At 67.8% G+C, this 16,803-nt stretch carries 16 protein-coding genes; 8 read left to right on the forward strand and 8 right to left on the reverse strand.

Translation table 11 applies throughout. From position 1 onward, the window contains the following. Window positions 1-52 precede the first annotated feature (52 nt). The gene (locus tag AC57B5_RS12725; protein ID WP_496399663.1) at window positions 53-1,273 is read right to left on the reverse strand and encodes a porin; all 1,221 of its coding nucleotides are present in this window, start codon (window positions 1,271-1,273) and stop codon (window positions 53-55) included. Window positions 1,274-1,519: 246 nt separating this feature from the next. Here AC57B5_RS12725 and AC57B5_RS12730 point away from each other — a divergent pair, with 246 nt between their 5' ends. The 3 genes from AC57B5_RS12730 (at window position 1,520) to AC57B5_RS12740 (ending at window position 4,481) form a co-directional block, all read left to right on the forward strand. Then, entirely contained in the window at window positions 1,520-2,488 is a 969-nt protein-coding gene (locus AC57B5_RS12730; RefSeq protein WP_496399664.1) for a Bug family tripartite tricarboxylate transporter substrate binding protein, read from the forward strand. A 20-nt stretch (window positions 2,489-2,508) separates the two neighbouring features. Next, the gene (locus AC57B5_RS12735) at window positions 2,509-3,354 is read left to right on the forward strand and encodes a TauD/TfdA dioxygenase family protein (protein WP_016450763.1); all 846 of its coding nucleotides are present in this window, start codon (window positions 2,509-2,511) and stop codon (window positions 3,352-3,354) included. Between the two features lie 68 nt (window positions 3,355-3,422). Further along, window positions 3,423-4,481, forward strand: coding sequence for a beta-keto acid cleavage family enzyme (locus AC57B5_RS12740; protein ID WP_496399665.1), 1,059 nt, complete (start codon window positions 3,423-3,425; stop codon window positions 4,479-4,481). A 4-nt stretch (window positions 4,482-4,485) separates the two neighbouring features. Here AC57B5_RS12740 and AC57B5_RS12745 read toward each other — a convergent pair whose 3' ends face one another. Genes AC57B5_RS12745 through AC57B5_RS12765 form a run of 5 tightly spaced genes read right to left on the reverse strand, consistent with a single transcriptional unit; the run spans window position 4,486 to window position 9,511 of the window. Then, window positions 4,486-5,568 (reverse strand): AraC family transcriptional regulator, encoded by a 1,083-nt coding sequence (locus tag AC57B5_RS12745; protein WP_496399666.1) that lies wholly within the window; start codon window positions 5,566-5,568, stop codon window positions 4,486-4,488. Window positions 5,569-5,580: 12 nt separating this feature from the next. Continuing rightward, window positions 5,581-6,552: a quinone oxidoreductase family protein gene (locus tag AC57B5_RS12750; RefSeq protein ID WP_496399667.1), complete on the reverse strand. Its 972-nt coding sequence runs from the start codon at window positions 6,550-6,552 to the stop codon at window positions 5,581-5,583. A 39-nt stretch (window positions 6,553-6,591) separates the two neighbouring features. After that, a complete protein-coding gene (locus AC57B5_RS12755) occupies window positions 6,592-7,560 on the reverse strand; it encodes a Bug family tripartite tricarboxylate transporter substrate binding protein (protein ID WP_496399668.1) in 969 nt (322 codons plus the stop codon). A gap of 14 nt (window positions 7,561-7,574) precedes the next feature. Then, window positions 7,575-8,633: a beta-keto acid cleavage family enzyme gene (locus tag AC57B5_RS12760; RefSeq protein ID WP_012203932.1), complete on the reverse strand. Its 1,059-nt coding sequence runs from the start codon at window positions 8,631-8,633 to the stop codon at window positions 7,575-7,577. Window positions 8,634-8,662: 29 nt separating this feature from the next. Beyond that, window positions 8,663-9,511: a TauD/TfdA dioxygenase family protein gene (locus tag AC57B5_RS12765; RefSeq protein WP_016454322.1), complete on the reverse strand. Its 849-nt coding sequence runs from the start codon at window positions 9,509-9,511 to the stop codon at window positions 8,663-8,665. 162 nt (window positions 9,512-9,673) lie between these two features. On the opposite strand from AC57B5_RS12765, the gene AC57B5_RS12770 reads away from it, so the two are divergent. From AC57B5_RS12770 to nirD, 3 genes are all read left to right on the forward strand, one after another. Beyond that, window positions 9,674-10,681 carry an AraC family transcriptional regulator gene (locus AC57B5_RS12770; RefSeq protein WP_252653122.1) on the forward strand — a complete coding sequence of 336 codons (1,008 nt, stop codon included), beginning with the start codon at window positions 9,674-9,676 and terminating at the stop codon, window positions 10,679-10,681. A gap of 251 nt (window positions 10,682-10,932) precedes the next feature. Beyond that, window positions 10,933-13,449, forward strand: coding sequence for a nitrite reductase large subunit NirB (nirB, locus tag AC57B5_RS12775; protein WP_496399669.1), 2,517 nt, complete (start codon window positions 10,933-10,935; stop codon window positions 13,447-13,449). 48 nt (window positions 13,450-13,497) lie between these two features. After that, window positions 13,498-13,839, forward strand: a complete 342-nt coding sequence (nirD, locus tag AC57B5_RS12780) for a nitrite reductase small subunit NirD (protein WP_013803814.1) — start codon at window positions 13,498-13,500, stop codon at window positions 13,837-13,839. Window positions 13,840-13,880: 41 nt separating this feature from the next. On the opposite strand, the gene AC57B5_RS12785 is transcribed toward nirD, so the two are convergent. Both AC57B5_RS12785 and AC57B5_RS12790 read right to left on the reverse strand, forming a co-directional pair. Beyond that, complete coding sequence (locus AC57B5_RS12785; RefSeq protein WP_496399670.1) at window positions 13,881-14,618, reverse strand: hypothetical protein; 738 nt, start codon at window positions 14,616-14,618, stop codon at window positions 13,881-13,883. Between the two features lie 314 nt (window positions 14,619-14,932). Further along, on the reverse strand, window positions 14,933-15,268 hold the full coding sequence (locus AC57B5_RS12790) for a hypothetical protein (RefSeq protein WP_496400123.1): 336 nt from the start codon (window positions 15,266-15,268) through the stop codon (window positions 14,933-14,935). On the opposite strand from AC57B5_RS12790, the gene AC57B5_RS12795 reads away from it, so the two are divergent. Together AC57B5_RS12795 and AC57B5_RS12800 are read left to right on the forward strand one after the other, a co-directional pair. Further along, a complete protein-coding gene (locus AC57B5_RS12795) occupies window positions 15,204-15,731 on the forward strand; it encodes an arsenate reductase/protein-tyrosine-phosphatase family protein (protein ID WP_492804770.1) in 528 nt (175 codons plus the stop codon). The two genes, AC57B5_RS12790 and AC57B5_RS12795, sit on opposite strands and share 65 nt — an antisense overlap. Before the next feature lie 16 nt (window positions 15,732-15,747). Next, window positions 15,748-16,521 carry a hypothetical protein gene (locus AC57B5_RS12800; protein ID WP_496399671.1) on the forward strand — a complete coding sequence of 258 codons (774 nt, stop codon included), beginning with the start codon at window positions 15,748-15,750 and terminating at the stop codon, window positions 16,519-16,521. The last annotated feature ends 282 nt before the right edge of the window (window positions 16,522-16,803 follow it).

The following is a 16,803-nucleotide window of genomic DNA, read 5'->3' on the forward strand; positions in this document are numbered from 1 at the left end:
CCCGGGCGCCACGGCTATTGGCACGGCCGTTCAGAACGATTGGCACGGCCGTTCAGAACATCAGCCGCAGGCCCAGGTCCAGCCCGAGCGCGCCGGCCGGCTGCATGCCGCCCGTGGTCAGGTAGCCGGGCTGGGGAAGGATGGCCGGGTTGCTGACCACCAGCGGCGTCACGCCCATCACGCCCGGGTTGTTGCGCCCGTTGGCCACGCTGATGCGCGACACCGTGGCGTACAGCGCCGTGCGTTTGGACAGCGGGTGCACATAGCCCAGGGCGAGCTTGTTCACCAAGGAATCGCCATCGGCCAAGCCCTGGCCATTCCTGAACTGCACGCGCGCATAGGAGGCGCGCAGCGCCCCCTGGCCCACGGGGATGTTCACGCCGGCCAGCACGCCCAGGTAGCGGTCGTTGATGGCGGCCAGCGTGCCGGCGTCGCGCCGCTCGTTGCGCACGCCGGACCATTCGCCAAACAGCTTGACCGGGCCGAAGTCATAGGAGCCGCCCAGGTTCAGCGAGCGGATCTTTTCCGCGCCGGCGCCCGAGGTGCCCAGGGTGTTCTCGCCATAGCCCAGCGCCACATCGGCCGCCCCCATGGCCCAGCCGATGCGGGCACCAGCGTAGCGCCCCCGCTTGGAGCTGTTCTCGGGGAAGGCGTACATGGCCTGCCCGTAGACGCCGCCCAGGCCCGGCGGCAGGAAATAACCGATGGAGTTGCCTGCGCGCAGATAGGTGTCCGTGCCCGCCGACAGCCCGCCGCCCAGCAGGCCGCCCGTGGCCAGCGCGCGGGCGATGGCCAGGTTGCTGTTGACCACGGCGATCAGGTTGGTGCCCACGCCGTTGACGGTGAAAGGGTCGAAGGCCCAGTCGTTCAGAAACGAAGGCGTGTGGTCGCGCCCCATGCGCAGCTCGCCCAGGTGCCCGGACAGGCTGATGGTGGCGCGCCGCCCGAAGTTGAGCGCGCCGCCGCCCGTGTCATTGGCCACCGGCGCCTCCAGCCACAGGCCGGCCATGAGGCCGCCGCCCAGGTCTTCGCTGGCGCGTATGCCGATGCGGCTGGCCAGGTTGCCCGAGGGCGACAGCGCCCAGGTGCTTTGCCGCGCCGAGCGCGCGGGGCCCGTGTCCCAGGAATCGCTGCGCACGCTGTAGCGGCTGATGCCGGCGTCCATCACGCCGAACAGCGTGACCGAGGTGGGCGACTGGGCGGCGGCCGCGCCTGTCAGACACAGCAGGCCCAGCGCGTGCAGGCCGCAGGGATGGGGGTGAAGTCGGGGCATGGGGGTCTCCTGTTCGTCGTGGTGCTGGCGCGGTCCTGCGCCACGAATCGACTCTAGGAACGCCATCGCGCCGCTTCTTGGCAGTTCATGCCAACGGCTTTGCAATTCACGACATGCGCGGGTTGCCCTGGTCAGGGTTGCCATGGATTTGTCCCAACAAGGCAAATGCCTGTCCCCCAATGGCAAGTCCCGGGAAAGCGGGCTTTCGATACTGGATGCCAGAACACGGAACAAGGAGACATGGATATGAGACTGCCCCACGCCCTCGCCACGCTGCTCGCGGGCTGCGCCATCGCCATCGCCATCGGCGGCACGGCCTGGAGCCGCCAGCCGCTCAGGCTCATCGTGCCCGCACCGCCGGGCGGCACCATGGACATCGTGGCGCGCGTCGTGGGCCAGCAGCTCGCGTCTGAAACAGGCCAGGCCGTGGTGATAGACAACCGCCCGGGCGCGGGCGGCCTGCTGGGCATGCAGACCCTGCTGCAGGCGCCCGCCGATGGGCAGACGCTGCTAGTGGGCGCAAGCAACCTGCTGGCCGAGATCCCCCATGTGATCAAGATGCCCTTCGATCCGCTCAAGGACCTGGTGCCCCTGGCCTCGCTGGCCCGCTCGGGCGTGGTGCTGGTGGCCGCGGCCAGCCAGCCCGCCCAGGACTTGCAGGAGCTGCTCGCGCAGCTCAAGGCACGCAAAGGCCAGACCAGCTTTGCCAGCTACAGCCCCGGCACCGTGTCGCACTACGCCGGCCTGATCCTCAGCGACAAGGCGGACCTGGACCTGCAGCATGTGGGCTACGCGGGCTCGCCGCCGGCCGTGCAGGCCCTGCTGGGCGGCCAGGTGGACGTCATGTTCGACGGCATGCTGACCTCGGTGCCCCTGATCAGGGCCGGCAAGCTGCGTGCCTACGCGTTTTCCGGCCCCCGGCGTTCGCGCCACCTGCCCCAGGTGCCGACCACCGCCGAACTCGGCTACCCCGAGCTGCAGTTTCGCGGCTGGGTGGGCCTGATCGCGCCGGCCCGCCTGCCGCCCGAAACCATGGAACGCCTGCGCGCCGCCATCGGGAAAGCGGCCAGCGCGCCGGCCGTGCAGCAAAAACTCTCCGACGTGGGGCTGGAGCCCGAGGTGCTTACCGACACCGCCGCGCTGCAGCGCGAGACACGCCAGATGTCCGAGCGCAACGCCGGCATCGTGAAGAAATACCAGATCACCGCGAACTGACTTCCAGGGAAACACCGACCATGCAGATCCGACAGATCACCCCCGCCATCGGCGCCGAAATCTCCGGCATCCATCTCGGCGATGCCGCACGCGACGCCGCACTGTTCGCGGACATCCGCGCCGCGCTGCTGACCCATCGCGTGCTGTTCTTCCGGGACCAGGACATCACGCGCGCCGAACATGTGGCCTTTGCCAGCCGCTTCGGCCCACTGGAGGACCATCCCGTGGCAGGCAGCGATCCCGAGCACCCTGGCCTGGTGCGCATCTACCGCAGCGACGATCCGCACAGCTACGAAAACACCTGGCACTGCGATGGCCTGTGGCGCCCCAACCCGGCCATGGGCGCGGTGCTGCGCTGCATAGAGTGCCCGCCGATCGGCGGCGACACCATCTGGGTCAACATGGTCAAGGCCTACGAGGAGCTGCCCGAGAGCATCAAGCGCAGCATCGACGGCCTGCGCGCCAAGGCCGGCATAGAGCACACCTTCGGCGCCGTGATGGCGCCCGAGGCACGCGCGCGGCTGGCCAGCGAGCACCCGCCCGTGGAGCATCCCGTGGTGCGCACCCACCCCGAGACCGGCGAGAAGCTGCTGTTCGTGGGCGCTGGCTTCAGCACCCACTTCGTCAACTACAGCACGCCCGAGAACGTGCGCCACGGCATAGACAAGGCGCCCGGCGCCGCGCTGCTGATGAACTACCTGATCAGCCGCGCCACGATTCCCGAATACCAGGTGCGCTGGTCCTGGAAGCCCGGCGACGTGGCCGTCTGGGACAACCGCAGCACCCAGCACTACGCGCTCAACGACTACTACCCGGCGCCCCGCCGCATGGAGCGCGCGGGCATCGTCGGCGACATCCCGCGCTGAGGCCCTGCACAGACTCTTTCCACACCCACCCCCCACCCCCACCCCCACCCCACCCACCGGAGCGTCCCATGAATTTTCTCGACGGCCACCTGTTCCCCGAAAACCAGCAGCCCCTGATCATCACGGCAGCCCCCTATGCGCCGGGCTGGTTGCCCGGCGATTTCCCCGAAGACATTCCCGTGACCATGCAAGAGCAGATCCAGAAGGCCGTGGACTGCTACAACGCCGGCGCCACCGTGCTGCACCTGCATGTGCGCGAGCTCGACGGCAAAGGCAGCAAGCGTTTGTCGAAGTTCAACGAGCTGATCGCCGGCGTGCGTGCGCGCGTGCCCGAGATGATCATCCAGGTGGGCGGATCGATCAGCTTTGCTCCCGAGACGGACGGCGCGGCCGCCAAGTGGCTGTCCGACGACACGCGCCACATGCTGGCCGAGCTGGAGCCCGTGCCCGACCAGGTCACGGTGACCGTCAATACCTCGCAGATGAACGTGACGGAGCAGGCCGAGGACGCGGACTTCAGGGGCACTTCGCGCGAGAAGCCCGCCATCTTCGACGCCTACAAGGAGATGACCGTGCCCGCCCAGCCCGGCTGGGCCGAGGAGCACATCCGGCGCCTGTCCGCCGCCGGCATCCAGAGCGCCTTCCAGTGCTACAACATCAACAGCTTCGAGTCGGTGGAGCGGCTCATGCGCCGCGGCATCTACAAGGGCCCGCTGGTGATGAACTGGGTGGCGATTGGCGGCGGCATGGACGCGCCCAGCATCTACAGCCTGGCCAACTTCGTGCGCGCCGTGCCCGACGGCGCCGTGCTCACCGTGGAAAGCAATGTGCGCAACGTGCTGCCCGTGAACATGATGGGCATCGCCATGGGCCTGCACGTGCGCTGCGGCACCGAGGACTGCCTGTGGAACCAGTCGCGCAGCGCCAAGGCCAGCACCGTCTCCCAGATAGAACAACTGGTGCGCATCGCGCGCGAGTTCGGCCGCCCCATCGCCACGGCGCAACAGGCGCGCGCCATCAGCAAGATTGGCGTGTTCTACGACACCGCCGAAGAGACATTGGCGGCCAACGGCTTCGCGCCCAACCGCAACGGCGGCAACCAGGGATTTCTGCGCAAGACCGCCTGACGCACTAGGCCTCGCCAACCCTTCCCTGCCCCTGCCTGCGCCAGTCCGAGACGCTGGCGCCGAAAGCGGCCCGGAACCAGTGGCAAAAGCCGCTGGGCGCGGCAAACCCCAGCAGGCCCGCCACCTCGCCCAGGGGCTGGCCACCGTCTTGCAGATGGCGCAGCACCAGTTCCCTGCGGAGGGTGTCGAGCAGCGCCGAGAAAGTCTGCCCCTCCGCAAGCAGGCGGCGGTGCAGCGTGCGGCGGTCCATTCCCAGCTGGCGTGCCACCTGCTGGGCCGTACAGCGGCCGCCCGGCAGCAGTGCAATGATCAGCTCCCTGCAGGCCGCCTGCATGCCTTCGCCCCGGCTGCGCAGCGCCTGCTCCAGATGGCTTCGCGCAAAGCGCGCAACGCCCGAGCCCTGCCCCTGGCCGCATTCGCGCAGCAGTTGCAGGTCCGCCAGGCGGCACACCATGCCGTTGAAAGGCTGGTCAAACAAAGGGGTTACGCCGAAGAAGGCACGGTGGGCCGATGCATCGGCCGGTGCGCGGTGTACGAAGCTGACCTGCTGCGGGCGCCACTGGGCACCGATCAGCTCGCGCAGCACGCGAAACATCACGCCCACCGCCAGCTCCATGGACTGGCGCATGGCCATGCCCGCGATGGGCACCAGGTCCTGGCGCACCAGCACCCCGGAGCCCGCGTCCTCGATGCGTACGAACATGCCCGCACTCAGCAGCTTGAGGTAGCGGCACAGCGTGTCCAGCGCCTGGCGCGGCGTGGGCTCTTGCTGCAGCACAAGGCTGATGGGACCCAGGTGGGACAGGCTGCGCCGCGCCGCCAGGCGCAGCGCGAAATCCTGCGTTCCCGTGGTGCGCGCGGCCACCTCCAGCAGCTCGCGCACGGCATGGATGGGAATCAGCGTCTCCGGGTAGTCGAGCAGGCGCGCCGACAGTCCCGCCGCGCGCACAAGGACGGCGGGATCATGGCCCAGGCTTTTCACCAGGTCGGCATAGCCATGCAGGCTGGCACTGCGGATAAGGCCGCAGGTGACGGGCCTGCGGCCTGCGGCCACGGTGCCGATGGCATGGAGCGCAGGGGTCTGCATGGCAGGTCCATTTCAGGGAATCAGCACCGTCGCGCCCGTGGTGCGGCGCGACTCCAGCGCCTGGTGCGCCTGGGCCGCATCGGCCAGCGCAAAGCTTTGCTGGGGCTCGCTGGCGATGCGCCCGGCCAGCACATGGTCGAACAGCTCGCGCGCCATCTCCAGCATGTGGGCGCGCGGCTGGATGTAGTGCACCATCGCGGGCCGCGTCATCCAGATCGAACCCTTGGCGGCCAGCAACTGGGAGTCCACCACCACCGAGCCCGACGAGGTCCCGTTGCTGACCAGCCGGCCGCGCGGCTGCAGGCAGTCCAGCGAATCCATGAGCGTGTCCTTGCCCACCGAGTCATAGACCACGGGCACGCCCTTGCCGCCCGTGATCTCCATCACGCGGTCCACGATGCGCTCGCGCGAGGTCACGATGACGTGGGCGCAGCCGTTGGCGCGCGCGGCGGCGGCCTTCTCGTCGGTGCTCACCGTGCCGATCATGGTCACGCCCAGGGCACGCGCCCACTGGCAGGCGATCAGCCCCACGCCGCCGGCCGCCGCGTGGTAGAGGATGGTCTCGCCCCCCTGCAACGGATGGACCTGGCGGAACAGGTACTGCGCCGTCATGCCCTTCATCATCAGCGTGGCCGCCGTGTGGTCGCTGATGCCGTCGGGCAGCGGGATCAGCACCTCGGCCGGCATCACGCGCACATCGCTGTAGGCGCCCTGCGGGCCCATCAGGTAGCCCACGCGGTCGCCGGGCCGCACTTCGGTCACGCCCTCCCCCACGGCCTCGACCACGCCCACGGCGTCCGAGCCCAGGCCGTTGGGCAGCGCCAGCGGATAGCGGCCCGTGCGGAAATAGATGTCGATGAAGTTGACGGCGATGAAGCTGTGGCGCACGCGCGCCTGGCCGGGTCCGGGCGCGCCGGCCTCGGCATGCTCCAGCCTGAGCACCTCGGGGCCGCCGGTGGTATGAAAGCGTATGGCCTTTGCCATGGAGTCTCCTTGTGTAGCGCCTGCGTGAGGCGCCCTGCATCAGTTGAGCCGGATGTCGAAGTTCCGGACGATCTCGGCATTGCGGTCGAACTCGGCGCGCAGGTCGGTGGACATCTGCTCCAGCGAGCGATCGCCTTCGACGGGCTCGAAGCCCGTGCCCGCATAGCGTTCGCGCACGGCCTTGCGGGCGTTGACCCGGGCCAGCGCGCCGTGGATCTTCTCCAGCAGCGGGCGCGGCGTCTGCGCCGAGGCGAACACGCCGCTCCAGTTGCTGAAATCCACCTCGGGATAGCCCAGCTCGGCCAGCGTGGGCACCTGCGGGTAGTCGGGCAGCCGGCTCTTGTAGGCCACGGCCAGCAGCCTGACCTTGCCGCCCGCGATCAGCGGCTTGGAGGTGACCGATCCGTCGAACATGAGCGGGATCTGGTTGCCCATGACCTGGGCCAGCGCGGGCGCCGAGCCCGGGAAGGCCACATGCTCCATGTCCAGGTGGGCCCTTCTGTTGAGGATGGCGCCCGCGTACTGCGAGGCCGTGCCCTGGCTGTACGAGGCGAACGACAGCGTGCCCGGGTGGGCCTTCACGTAGGCGATGGCCTCGGCCCCGTCGCGCGCGGGAAACTGCGGCGAGGCGATGAACAGCATCACCGAGCGCGCCATCTGCGCCACGGGCCGCACGTCCTTCATGGGGTCGAAGCCGACCTTGAGCACATGGGGCACCTCGGTGAGGATGTTGGTCACCGTCACCAGCAGCGTGCTGCCGTCGGCCGGCTGGGACAGCATGTGCTTGACGGCGATGGCGCCACCGGCACCGGGCCGGTTCTCGACGATGACGGGCTGGCGTATCTCCTGCGCCAGCTGGTCGCTGATGATGCGCGCGAACACATCGATGGTGCCGCCGGGCGGCGCCGGCACGATGAGCCGGACCGGCTTGTCGCCGAAGGCGTGGGCGCCACCGGCCAGCAGCGAGGCGGCCAGGGCGATGGCCGCCCAGGGGGGCATGCGTTGCATCATGGGCTCCCGGTTCAGGCGGCCTTGCGCAGAAATCCCTGCTGGGCGCCATTGCGGTTGGGTGCGAAGCCGTTGGCCGCCAGCGTCTCGTCCACGGTGCCGTAGAACTGGCCGATCCGGCAGATTTCCCGCGCCTGTTGCGCCGTGGCGATGGGGCGGCCGAACTCGCCTGCGATGCGCACCAGCTGCTCGATCTGCGCCACCGTGCCCATCTTGGCCGTGCGGCGCTGGTTCCAGAGGTTGTCCTCCGTGCCGCAGCGCACATGCAGCCCCATGGCGATGCCCATCATGTTCACGGGCAGCACGTTGAGCACCGAGCTTTCCACCGTGAGCACGGCGCCGTCGGGCACGGCGCGCACGAAGTTGGCCAGGCTGTAGATGCTGGGCGCATCCATGCCGCCGCCAATCGCCACCCAGTTCATCACCAGCGGGCCCTTGTAGATGCCCCGGCGCATGAGCCGCTCCACGGACTCGAAGCTGTTGATGTTGTAGCACTGGAAGGCGCTCTGGATGCCGGCGGCCGACAGGCGCCGGATGTGCTCCTCGGCCCAGCCGGGCTGGGCGGGCACGGTCATCTCCCTGTAGGCATTGAAGACGGCCGGGTCCTCCATGGAGGTGCCGCGTATGTCGCGCGCATCGAACTGCTCCAGGAAATTCATCTGCGAGGTATTGATGGTCACCGTGACCTGGTCGGGCACGGGCTCCAGCTCGGCCAGCATGTGGCGCGTGTCGTCGGACAGCCACTTGGCGGCCGCGCCGTCCGTCTCGGGAGCAAAGCTGATCGATCCGCCCACCTGGATGATCATCTCGGGCACGCGCGCACGCACGCCGGCGATCAGCTCGTTGAACTTCGACAAACGCTTGCTGCCTTTGCCATCCAGCTCGCGCACATGCAGGTGCAGCACGGTGGCGCCGGCGTTGTAGCAGTCCACGGCCTTCTGGATCTGCTCGTCCATGGTCACGGCGATCTCGCCGGGAAAGTCCGAGGGCAGCCACGAGGGCGCATAGGGCGCGGCCGTGATGATCAGGGGCTGCTGGTTTTCGGGGAACAGGTGGCCGTCGAGAAAGTTCATGGCATGTCTCCTTGTGTCGTGATCGTGGTTCAGAAGGTCGGCGTGCCGACGATGCCCGCGCGCTCCATCTTCCGGTGGCTGGGCGGGTAGTCCATGGCCGCGTAGTGCTGGGTGGCGCGGTTGTCCCAGATCGCCACGCTGCCCGCCCGCCAGCGCCAGCGCACCTGGTACTCGGGTATGGCAGCCTGGCCGATCAGGTACTGCAGCAGGCCGGAGGCGCCCTGCGTGAAGTCCTGGCCCACGCGCACATTGGCGGGCGTGTGGAAATTGGTGAAATGCGTGGTGAAGCCGTTCACGAACAGCACCTTCTCGCCGGTCTCGGGATGGGTGCGCACCACGGGATGCTCGGCATCGGGGTACTGGGCCTTGAGCGCCAGCCGCCTTTCGATGGGCATGGCCGCACCGAACGTGCATTCGATGCTGTGGCGCGCGCGCAGCGGCGCGATCAGCGCCTTGACGGCGTCCGGCAGGCGTTCGTAGGCCAGCGCCATGTTGGCCCACAGGGTATCGCCGCCCACGGGCGGGCATTCCACGCAGTGCAGCACGCAGCCCATGGGCGGAGCCTCGCGCCAGGTGGCGTCGCAGTGCCAGGAATTCTCGTAGCGGTCGTTGGGCTGCTCGGGCGTCCTGTAGATGCGCACCAGGCCCGGATGCTCGGGATCGCTGCCGGCCACCGGATGGTCCTCCAGCTCGCCGAAGCGCCGCGCAAAGGCCACGTGCTCGGCGCGCGCCAGGCCCTGGTCGCGCAGGAACAGCACCTTGTGGCGCAGCAGCGCCGCCCGGATCTCCGAGAAAAGCGCGTCGTCGCGCACCGCGTCGGCCAGCCGCACGCCGAGCAATTCGGCGCCGATGGCGCATGTCATGGGCTCTATGCGCATGCCTGTCTCCTGTCATTGTTGTGAAGGCCCGTGGCGGCACGGTCCGCCCGGCGTGGGGCCGGTCTCTGCAATGTAGGAAAACCCGGTTCCGCGGACTATGCAAGCCATGCCATCCTCTTTGCATTTCGTGCCACCAGGCCACGGACTGACAGGAGGGCAAGCATGGTCACCATGGTGCGCGCGGCGGCCTTGACCCATTTTTCGGACGTCATGCGCGAACTGGGCGGCGACCCCGACAAGGCACTGCGCCAGGCCGGCCTGCGGCCCGCGCTGCTGCGCGAGCAGGACCAGCTGATCGACGTGGCCATCGTCGCGCGCCTGCTGGAAGACGCGGCCCAGTCCACGGGCTGCGAGTCCCTGGGCCTGCGCATGGCCCGGCACCGCCAGCTGTCGAGCTTCGGCGCCGTGAGCCTGCTGCTGCTGCACCAGCCCACGCTGCGCCATGCGCTGGACACGCTGGTCGCGCACATGCACCTGGTCAACGAATCGCTGCTGATCCACCTGGAGGATGCAGGGGGCATCGTCATCCTGCGCGAGGACTTCGTCCTGCACGGCGCCATGCGCCAGTCCGTGGAACTGGCCATGGGCGTGCTGTGGCGCATGTGCGAGGCATTGCTGCGCGAGCGCTGGCGGCCGCAGGGCGTCAGCTTCAGCCACGCGCCACCGGCCGACCTGTCCGAACACCGCCGCATGTTCCGCTGCCGCATCACGTTCGGCGCCGAGTTCAACGGCATCGCCTGCCGCGCCGCCGACCTGGACGAGCCCAACCCGCTGGCCGACCCCGCGCTGGCGCGCTATGCGCTGCGGCTGGTGGAGGCCATGCCGGCCCACCGTGCCGCCTCCGTGGGCCACCAGGCGCGCCGGGTCATCTACCTGCTGCTGCCCTCGGGCAACGCCACCTGCGCAGGCGTGGCGCAGGGCATGGGGCGCAGCCTGCGCACGCTGCAGCGCGAACTGGACCGCGAGGGCCTGAGCTTCAGCGAGCTGCTGACCGAAGTGCGCCATGAGCTGGCCCTGCGCTACCTGGACCATCCCCACTACAGCGTGGGCCAGGTCGCGGCCATGCTCGGCTATGCCAGCCACAGCGCCTTCACGCGCTGGTTCGCCGCGCAATTCGGTTGCGCGCCCGAGGCCTGGCGCAGCCGCGCGCAGGGACTGCCTCGCGCCTGACGCACCGGGCGTTCCTGGCGGACCTGGCGGACCTGGCGCACTTGATCGCACTTGACGCACCACCACGGCGCACCCCGCCCCTGCACGGTGCGGCGGGCGCATTGCGGTGCACGCTGTCTGCGCACCAGACAGCGTGCACCACGGGCAGGCACCGCGCCGCGGTGCTGGCACGGCACTTGCATTGGCTGCCCTGACCCGCCGGCCCTGGCCTGCGGCCCGCAAAACACTGGATGCGCAACGCAGGACGCCAGATGAACATCGTTGTGATCGGCCACGGCATGGTGGGCCACAAATTTCTCGAGCAGCTGCATGCCCTGGGCGTGGCAGACGCGAACGTCACCGTGCTGTGCGAGGAGCCGCGCGCCGCCTACGACCGTGTTCACCTGTCGGAATTCTTCTCCGGCAAGAGCGCCGAGGACCTGAGCCTGGTGGCGCCCGGCTTCTTCGAGGCCAGCGGCTTCACGCTGCGCCTGGCGGCCAGGGCGGCAGCCGTGGAGCGGCGCGAGCGCACCGTGACCACGGCCGATGGCGAAGTCATCCCCTACGACCGGCTGGTGCTGGCCACAGGCTCGGTGCCCTTCGTGCCGCCCGTGCCGGGGCGCGACCGGCCGCACTGCTTTGTCTACCGCACCATCGAGGACCTGGAGGCCATGCAGGCATCGGCCGCGCGCTCCAGGACCGGCGTGGTGGTGGGCGGCGGCCTGCTGGGCCTGGAATGCGCCAAGGCCCTGCGCGACCTGGGCCTGGAGACCCATGTGGTGGAGTTCGCCCCGCGCCTGATGGCCGTGCAGGTGGACGACGGCGGCGGCCGCGTGCTGCGCAGCAAGATCGAGGACCTGGGCGTGCAGGTGCACACGGGCCGCAATACGCTGGAGATCACCGACGGCGCCACGGCACGCCACCGCATGGTGTTTGCCGACGGCACGCACCTGGAGACCGACATGATCGTCTTCTCCGCCGGCATCCGCCCGCGGGACGAGATCGCCCGCCAATGCGCCCTGGCCATAGGCCCGCGCGGCGGCGTGGCCGTGGACGACCATTGCCGCACCAGCGACCGCAACGTCTACGCCATTGGCGAATGCGCCTCCTGGCGCGAGCAGACCTTCGGCCTGGTGGCACCCGGCTACGACATGGCGCGCGTGGCGGCCCGCCACATTGCGGGCGAGGCCGAGGCCGCCTTCGGCGGGGCCGATCTCAGCACCAAGCTCAAGCTCATGGGCGTGGATGTGGCCAGCATCGGCGACGCCCAAGGCAAGACGCCGCGCAGCCGCAACTACCAGTTCATCGACGAGCGCAAGCAGGTCTACAAGAAGATCGTGGTCAGCGAGGACGGCCGCCAGCTGCTGGGCGCCGTGCTGGTGGGCAATGCCGATGAGTACGGCACGCTGCTGCAGATGACGCTCAACAGCATCGCCCTGCCCGAGGAGCCCGAGTTCCTCATCCTGCCCTCCAGCGACGGCAAGGCCAAGCCCGGCCTGGGCGTGGACGCACTGCCCGACACGGCGCAGATCTGCTCGTGCAACAACGTCACCAAGGCGCAGATCTGCGCAGCCGTGGGCGAAGGCGCCTGCACCATGGCCGAGCTCAAGTCCTGCACCCAGGCCGGCGCCACCTGCGGTGGCTGCGTGCCCCTGGCCACCCAGGTCATGAAGGCCGAGATGGCCCGGCGCGGCATGGCCGTCAACAACCATGTCTGCGAGCATTTCCCGCACTCGCGCCAGGAGCTGTACCACCTGGTGCGCGTGGGCGGCATCAAGACCTTCGACGAGCTGCTGCACCGCCATGGCAAGGGCCTGGGCTGCGATGTCTGCAAGCCGCTGGCGGCCAGCATCCTGGCCTCGTGCTGGAACGAGTTCGTGCTGCAGCCGCAGCTCGCCAGCCTGCAGGACAGCAACGACTACTACCTGGGCAATATCCAGAAGGACGGCAGCTACTCCGTGGTGCCGCGCATGCCCGGCGGCGAGGTCACGCCGGACGGCCTGATCGCCGTCGGCCAGGTGGCCAAGAAATACGGCCTGTACACCAAGCTCACGGGCGGCGCCCGCGTGGACCTGTTCGGCGCCCGCGTGGAGCAGCTGCCGCTGATCTGGGAGGAGCTGATCGCGGCCGGCTTCGAGTCCGGCCATGCCTACGGCAAGTCGCTGCGCACCGTCAAAAGCTGCGTGGGCTCCACCTGGTGCCGCTACGGCGTGGACGACAGCGTGGGCCTGGCCGTGCAGCTGGAAAACCGCTACAAGGGCCTGCGCGCCCCGCACAAGATCAAGTTCGGCGTCTCGGGCTGCACGCGCGAATGCGCCGAGGCCCAGGGCAAGGACGTGGGCGTGATCGCCACCGACAAGGGCTGGAACCTCTACGTCTGCGGCAACGGCGGCATGAAGCCGCGCCATGCCGAGCTGATCGCCTCCGACCTGTCCAAGGACAGGCTGCTGCAGCTCATCGACCGCTTCCTGATGTTCTACGTGCGCACGGCCGACCGCCTGCAGCGCACCAGCACCTGGCGCGAAAACCTGGAAGGCGGCCTGGACTACCTCAAGGACGTGGTGGTCAACGACAGCCTGGGCCTGGGCGCCGAACTCGAGGCCCAGATGCAGCATGTGGTGGACACCTACCAGTGCGAGTGGAAGACCGCCATCACCACGCCCGAAGTGCGCCAGCGCTTTCGCAGCTTCATCAACAGCGACCAGCCCGACGAGCACATCGTCTTCGTGCAGGAGCGCGGCCAGATCCGCCCGGCGCGCAGCGAAGAGCGCAGCGAGGCCCTGGTCTGATCCAGGCCTGATCCCGGCCCGCACCCACACCACCGACAAGGCACCGCCATGACACACCCCGCCCAAGAACAGTGGATGCCCGTCTGCGCCACCCGCGACATCGTCCCCGACACGGGGGTCTGCGCCCTGGTCGAAGGCCGGCATGTGGCGGTCTTTCGCCTTGGCGAAGACCGCTTCTACGCCATAGACAACGTGGACCCGCGCTGCGGCGCCAGCGTGCTCGCGCGCGGCCTGGTCGGCAGCCTGGGCGAGCGCGTCGTCGTCGCCTCGCCCATCTACAAGCACCACTTCGACCTGGCCACCGGCGAATGCCTGGAGGCGCCCGAGCACTCTGTGCGCGCCCATGCGGTGCGCAATGAGAATGGGCAGTTGATGGTGGCGCTGCACTGAGATTCGTGCGGAGCACAGCCGCGCAGGAAAGTCCTGCGTGCCTAGCTTCCCATACCATCCCTGCGCCGTTGCCACGCTGCAAGAACGGCCACGCCACCCATCAGCGCCAGCAGCGCAGGCCATCCCAGCAGCGGCACGGCCACCGGGCCGGGCTGCGGGGGAATGAAGGGTTGCATGCTCCAGCTGCCTTGGGCAGGCGAAAAAGTGAATCCTGTACCACCAGCAAGCACCTGCCTGCACACATTGCCATTCAATAAGACGCATGTGGTGTCCGAATGGTCACCAGCGATGTCCCCCGAGCCGGAGGCGATATTGAAAACGTCCACCGGCTGGCCTTGGACATGGGGCGCAGCGGGTGAAACCATCGCCAGGTTCCAGGCAGTGATATTGCCGCTGCCATCGGTAGAAACCTTGAAGCGCGGCGGATCACCGATTGAAATACCAGCCAGGATCTGCGCATTGGCCTGCGTATAGGTATTCACGCCGTCGCTGAACGACCAGCTGCTGATCGGATAGGACGTTCCCGGACCGATGACGATGTCCGTCTGACTGGCCGGCAGGGTCGCAGGCAGGACCATCGAGCCGCTGAGGCTCATGGCTGTGGTGTAAGGCGCATGGGCGTCGTTGTAGTTGACGCCGACATAGGTGTACTGGGTATCCGCCAATGCGAGGCCAAGGCCCGAGAAGGAAAGGCACACGCTGGCGGCAAGAGCTTTTATTTTCATCAACTTTTCCTTCAGATACTTAATAAAAACAATAAAACAGCCTGAATAAAGCAATTATCCAAATCTATTAACTCAAGCACAGACGACAAAAATATATTCTGAAAATTCCAGAGATAACAATTGATTTGCTCAATAAAAAAATGCCGTCAATTAATGACTGGCAAGCGCTGATGCCTTGAGCGTTCAATACACTTTTACGTGCCTGGAAAAGTCGGGGCACATGCTTGATGCCTCTTTTGCGCGGTGATCGAAGAATCCGCACTGGCGTGCAAGATGGCGCTGCATTGAGTTTAGCCACGTCCCATGCCGGCAGCGCAGCACCATCAAATCCGCCTGACAGGGCGCCCGAAAACGCCCGCCCTGCGGGCTCAGGCGTAGAAGGACAGCAACGCCAGGCACACGATGACCACGATGGCCGCCGTGATGAGCATCACCCTGAAGCCACCGTCGCTGCTGCGCAGCAACCGCAACTCCAGCAGGGCCGCACCCACCCGGGCCATCCAGAAACAAAGCAGTTCCACCATGGGCGCAGCATAAGCGGCCTGGCAGATCAGGTGCGGGGCGTGGAAAATGCCGGCGAGCGCCTGGGCATCGCAGGCAATCCAGATGTCGTGAAGCCCGTTACCCACAGGGAGGTTTATGGAACAGATTCGGGAACAGTCAGCTGGCAGCAGGCCAGCCACAAAGAGGAAAAGAATCCTCATGGTCTGCACAGGGAACATCTGCCGCAGCCCCACGGCCCACGGCGTGCTTGAAAAAATGGTGGCCGACGCGGGCCTGGCTGACCGCATCGAAGTGGACTCTGCAGGCACGCACGGCTACCACGTGGGCGAGGCACCCGACCGCCGCTCCCAGGCCCATGCCGCGCGGCGCGGCTATGACCTTTCGCAGCAGCGCGCGCGGCAACTGCGGGCCGAGGACTTCACGGCATTCGATCAGGTGCTGGTGATGGATGGCGCCAACGAATCTGCAGCGCGCAGGATCTGCCCCGAGTCCGAATGGCACCGCGTACAGCGGCTGACGGAGTTCTGCACCGAGCACACCGCGCGCGAAGTGCCCGACCCCTACTACGGCGGCGACCGGGGTTTCGAGGACGTGCTGGACCTGGTGGAGGACGCCTGCGCGGGGCTGCTGGCCACGCTGGGCATGGCGCCGCGCAAGGGTTGAAAAGCCACGGCACCGCTTGCGCATTCGAACCCTCATTCTTTGCTTCGGCATCCTGGGCACGCTTGTGTTCGGCGCAGCCTTCGCCCTGTCGTTTTCCTCGCCATTGCTGGTCGAGAGCCTGGGCAAGGAGATCATCCGCATCGAGATCGAGCGCAGGCTGGGCACCCAGTTGGATGCGCTTTCAGGCTCGCGCATGGCGGGCCTGGCCCAGAAGGCGCTGGGCAGGACCGATGGCGAGATCGCCGCAGTGCGGCGCGAGATCGAGGCAGGCATCCCCGACAAGCTGGCTTCGGTCATGACCGACATGCGCCGTGCTGACTGCGAATGCCGCAAGCGCAATGCCGTCTACACGCAGCAGCGCCAAGCCACCCAGCTGGCATCGCTGATCCAGATGCGCGCCCGGCTGGTGGAATTCATCGAGTCGGCCTACCACCAGACCACGGCCAGCCTGCTGCGGGAGTTCAGGATCTTCACTGCGTCCAATGCGCTGGTGTTTCTGGCCCTGACCGGCGTGACGGCGCGACGCAGGCGGGCGGGGCTGCAGCTGGTACTGCCCGCCATCGTGCTGGTGACCGCCTCGGCGGTGACTGCCACGCTGTATCTGTTCGCCCAGGACTGGCTGCACACCATTGTGTTTGGCAGCTACATCGGCCTGGCCTACATGGCCTATCTGGCCTTTGCCATCGCGCTGCTGTGCGACATCGCATTCAACCGGGCACGCGTGTGCACACGGGCCATCAACGGCCTTGCGTCGTCTTTTGGCTCGGCATTCGAGGTCTTGCCTTGTTGAGCCCAAGGCCCCACCTGCCCCGGCAACTGCCCCGATCACAGCAGCGGCACGGCCTCCATAGCCCTGCCCACCCGCCACCACAATCCGCCCCTGCCCGAACGCTTGGCCGCGTGGGCACCGAAGGTGCGCGCATGCTGCTGCAATGGATGCGCGCAGAGGCCGGGGAATCGCCAAGCCTGGATCTGGGTTATGAACTGGTGGTGCGACAAAGCAATTGACTGGCAGATGCCTGGATATCCATTCGCATATTGAGATAGAGTTCGGCGGCTTGGCCATTCCCGC

The organism is Delftia sp. BGA-UO-ETr-SB1 (assembly GCF_059567865.1).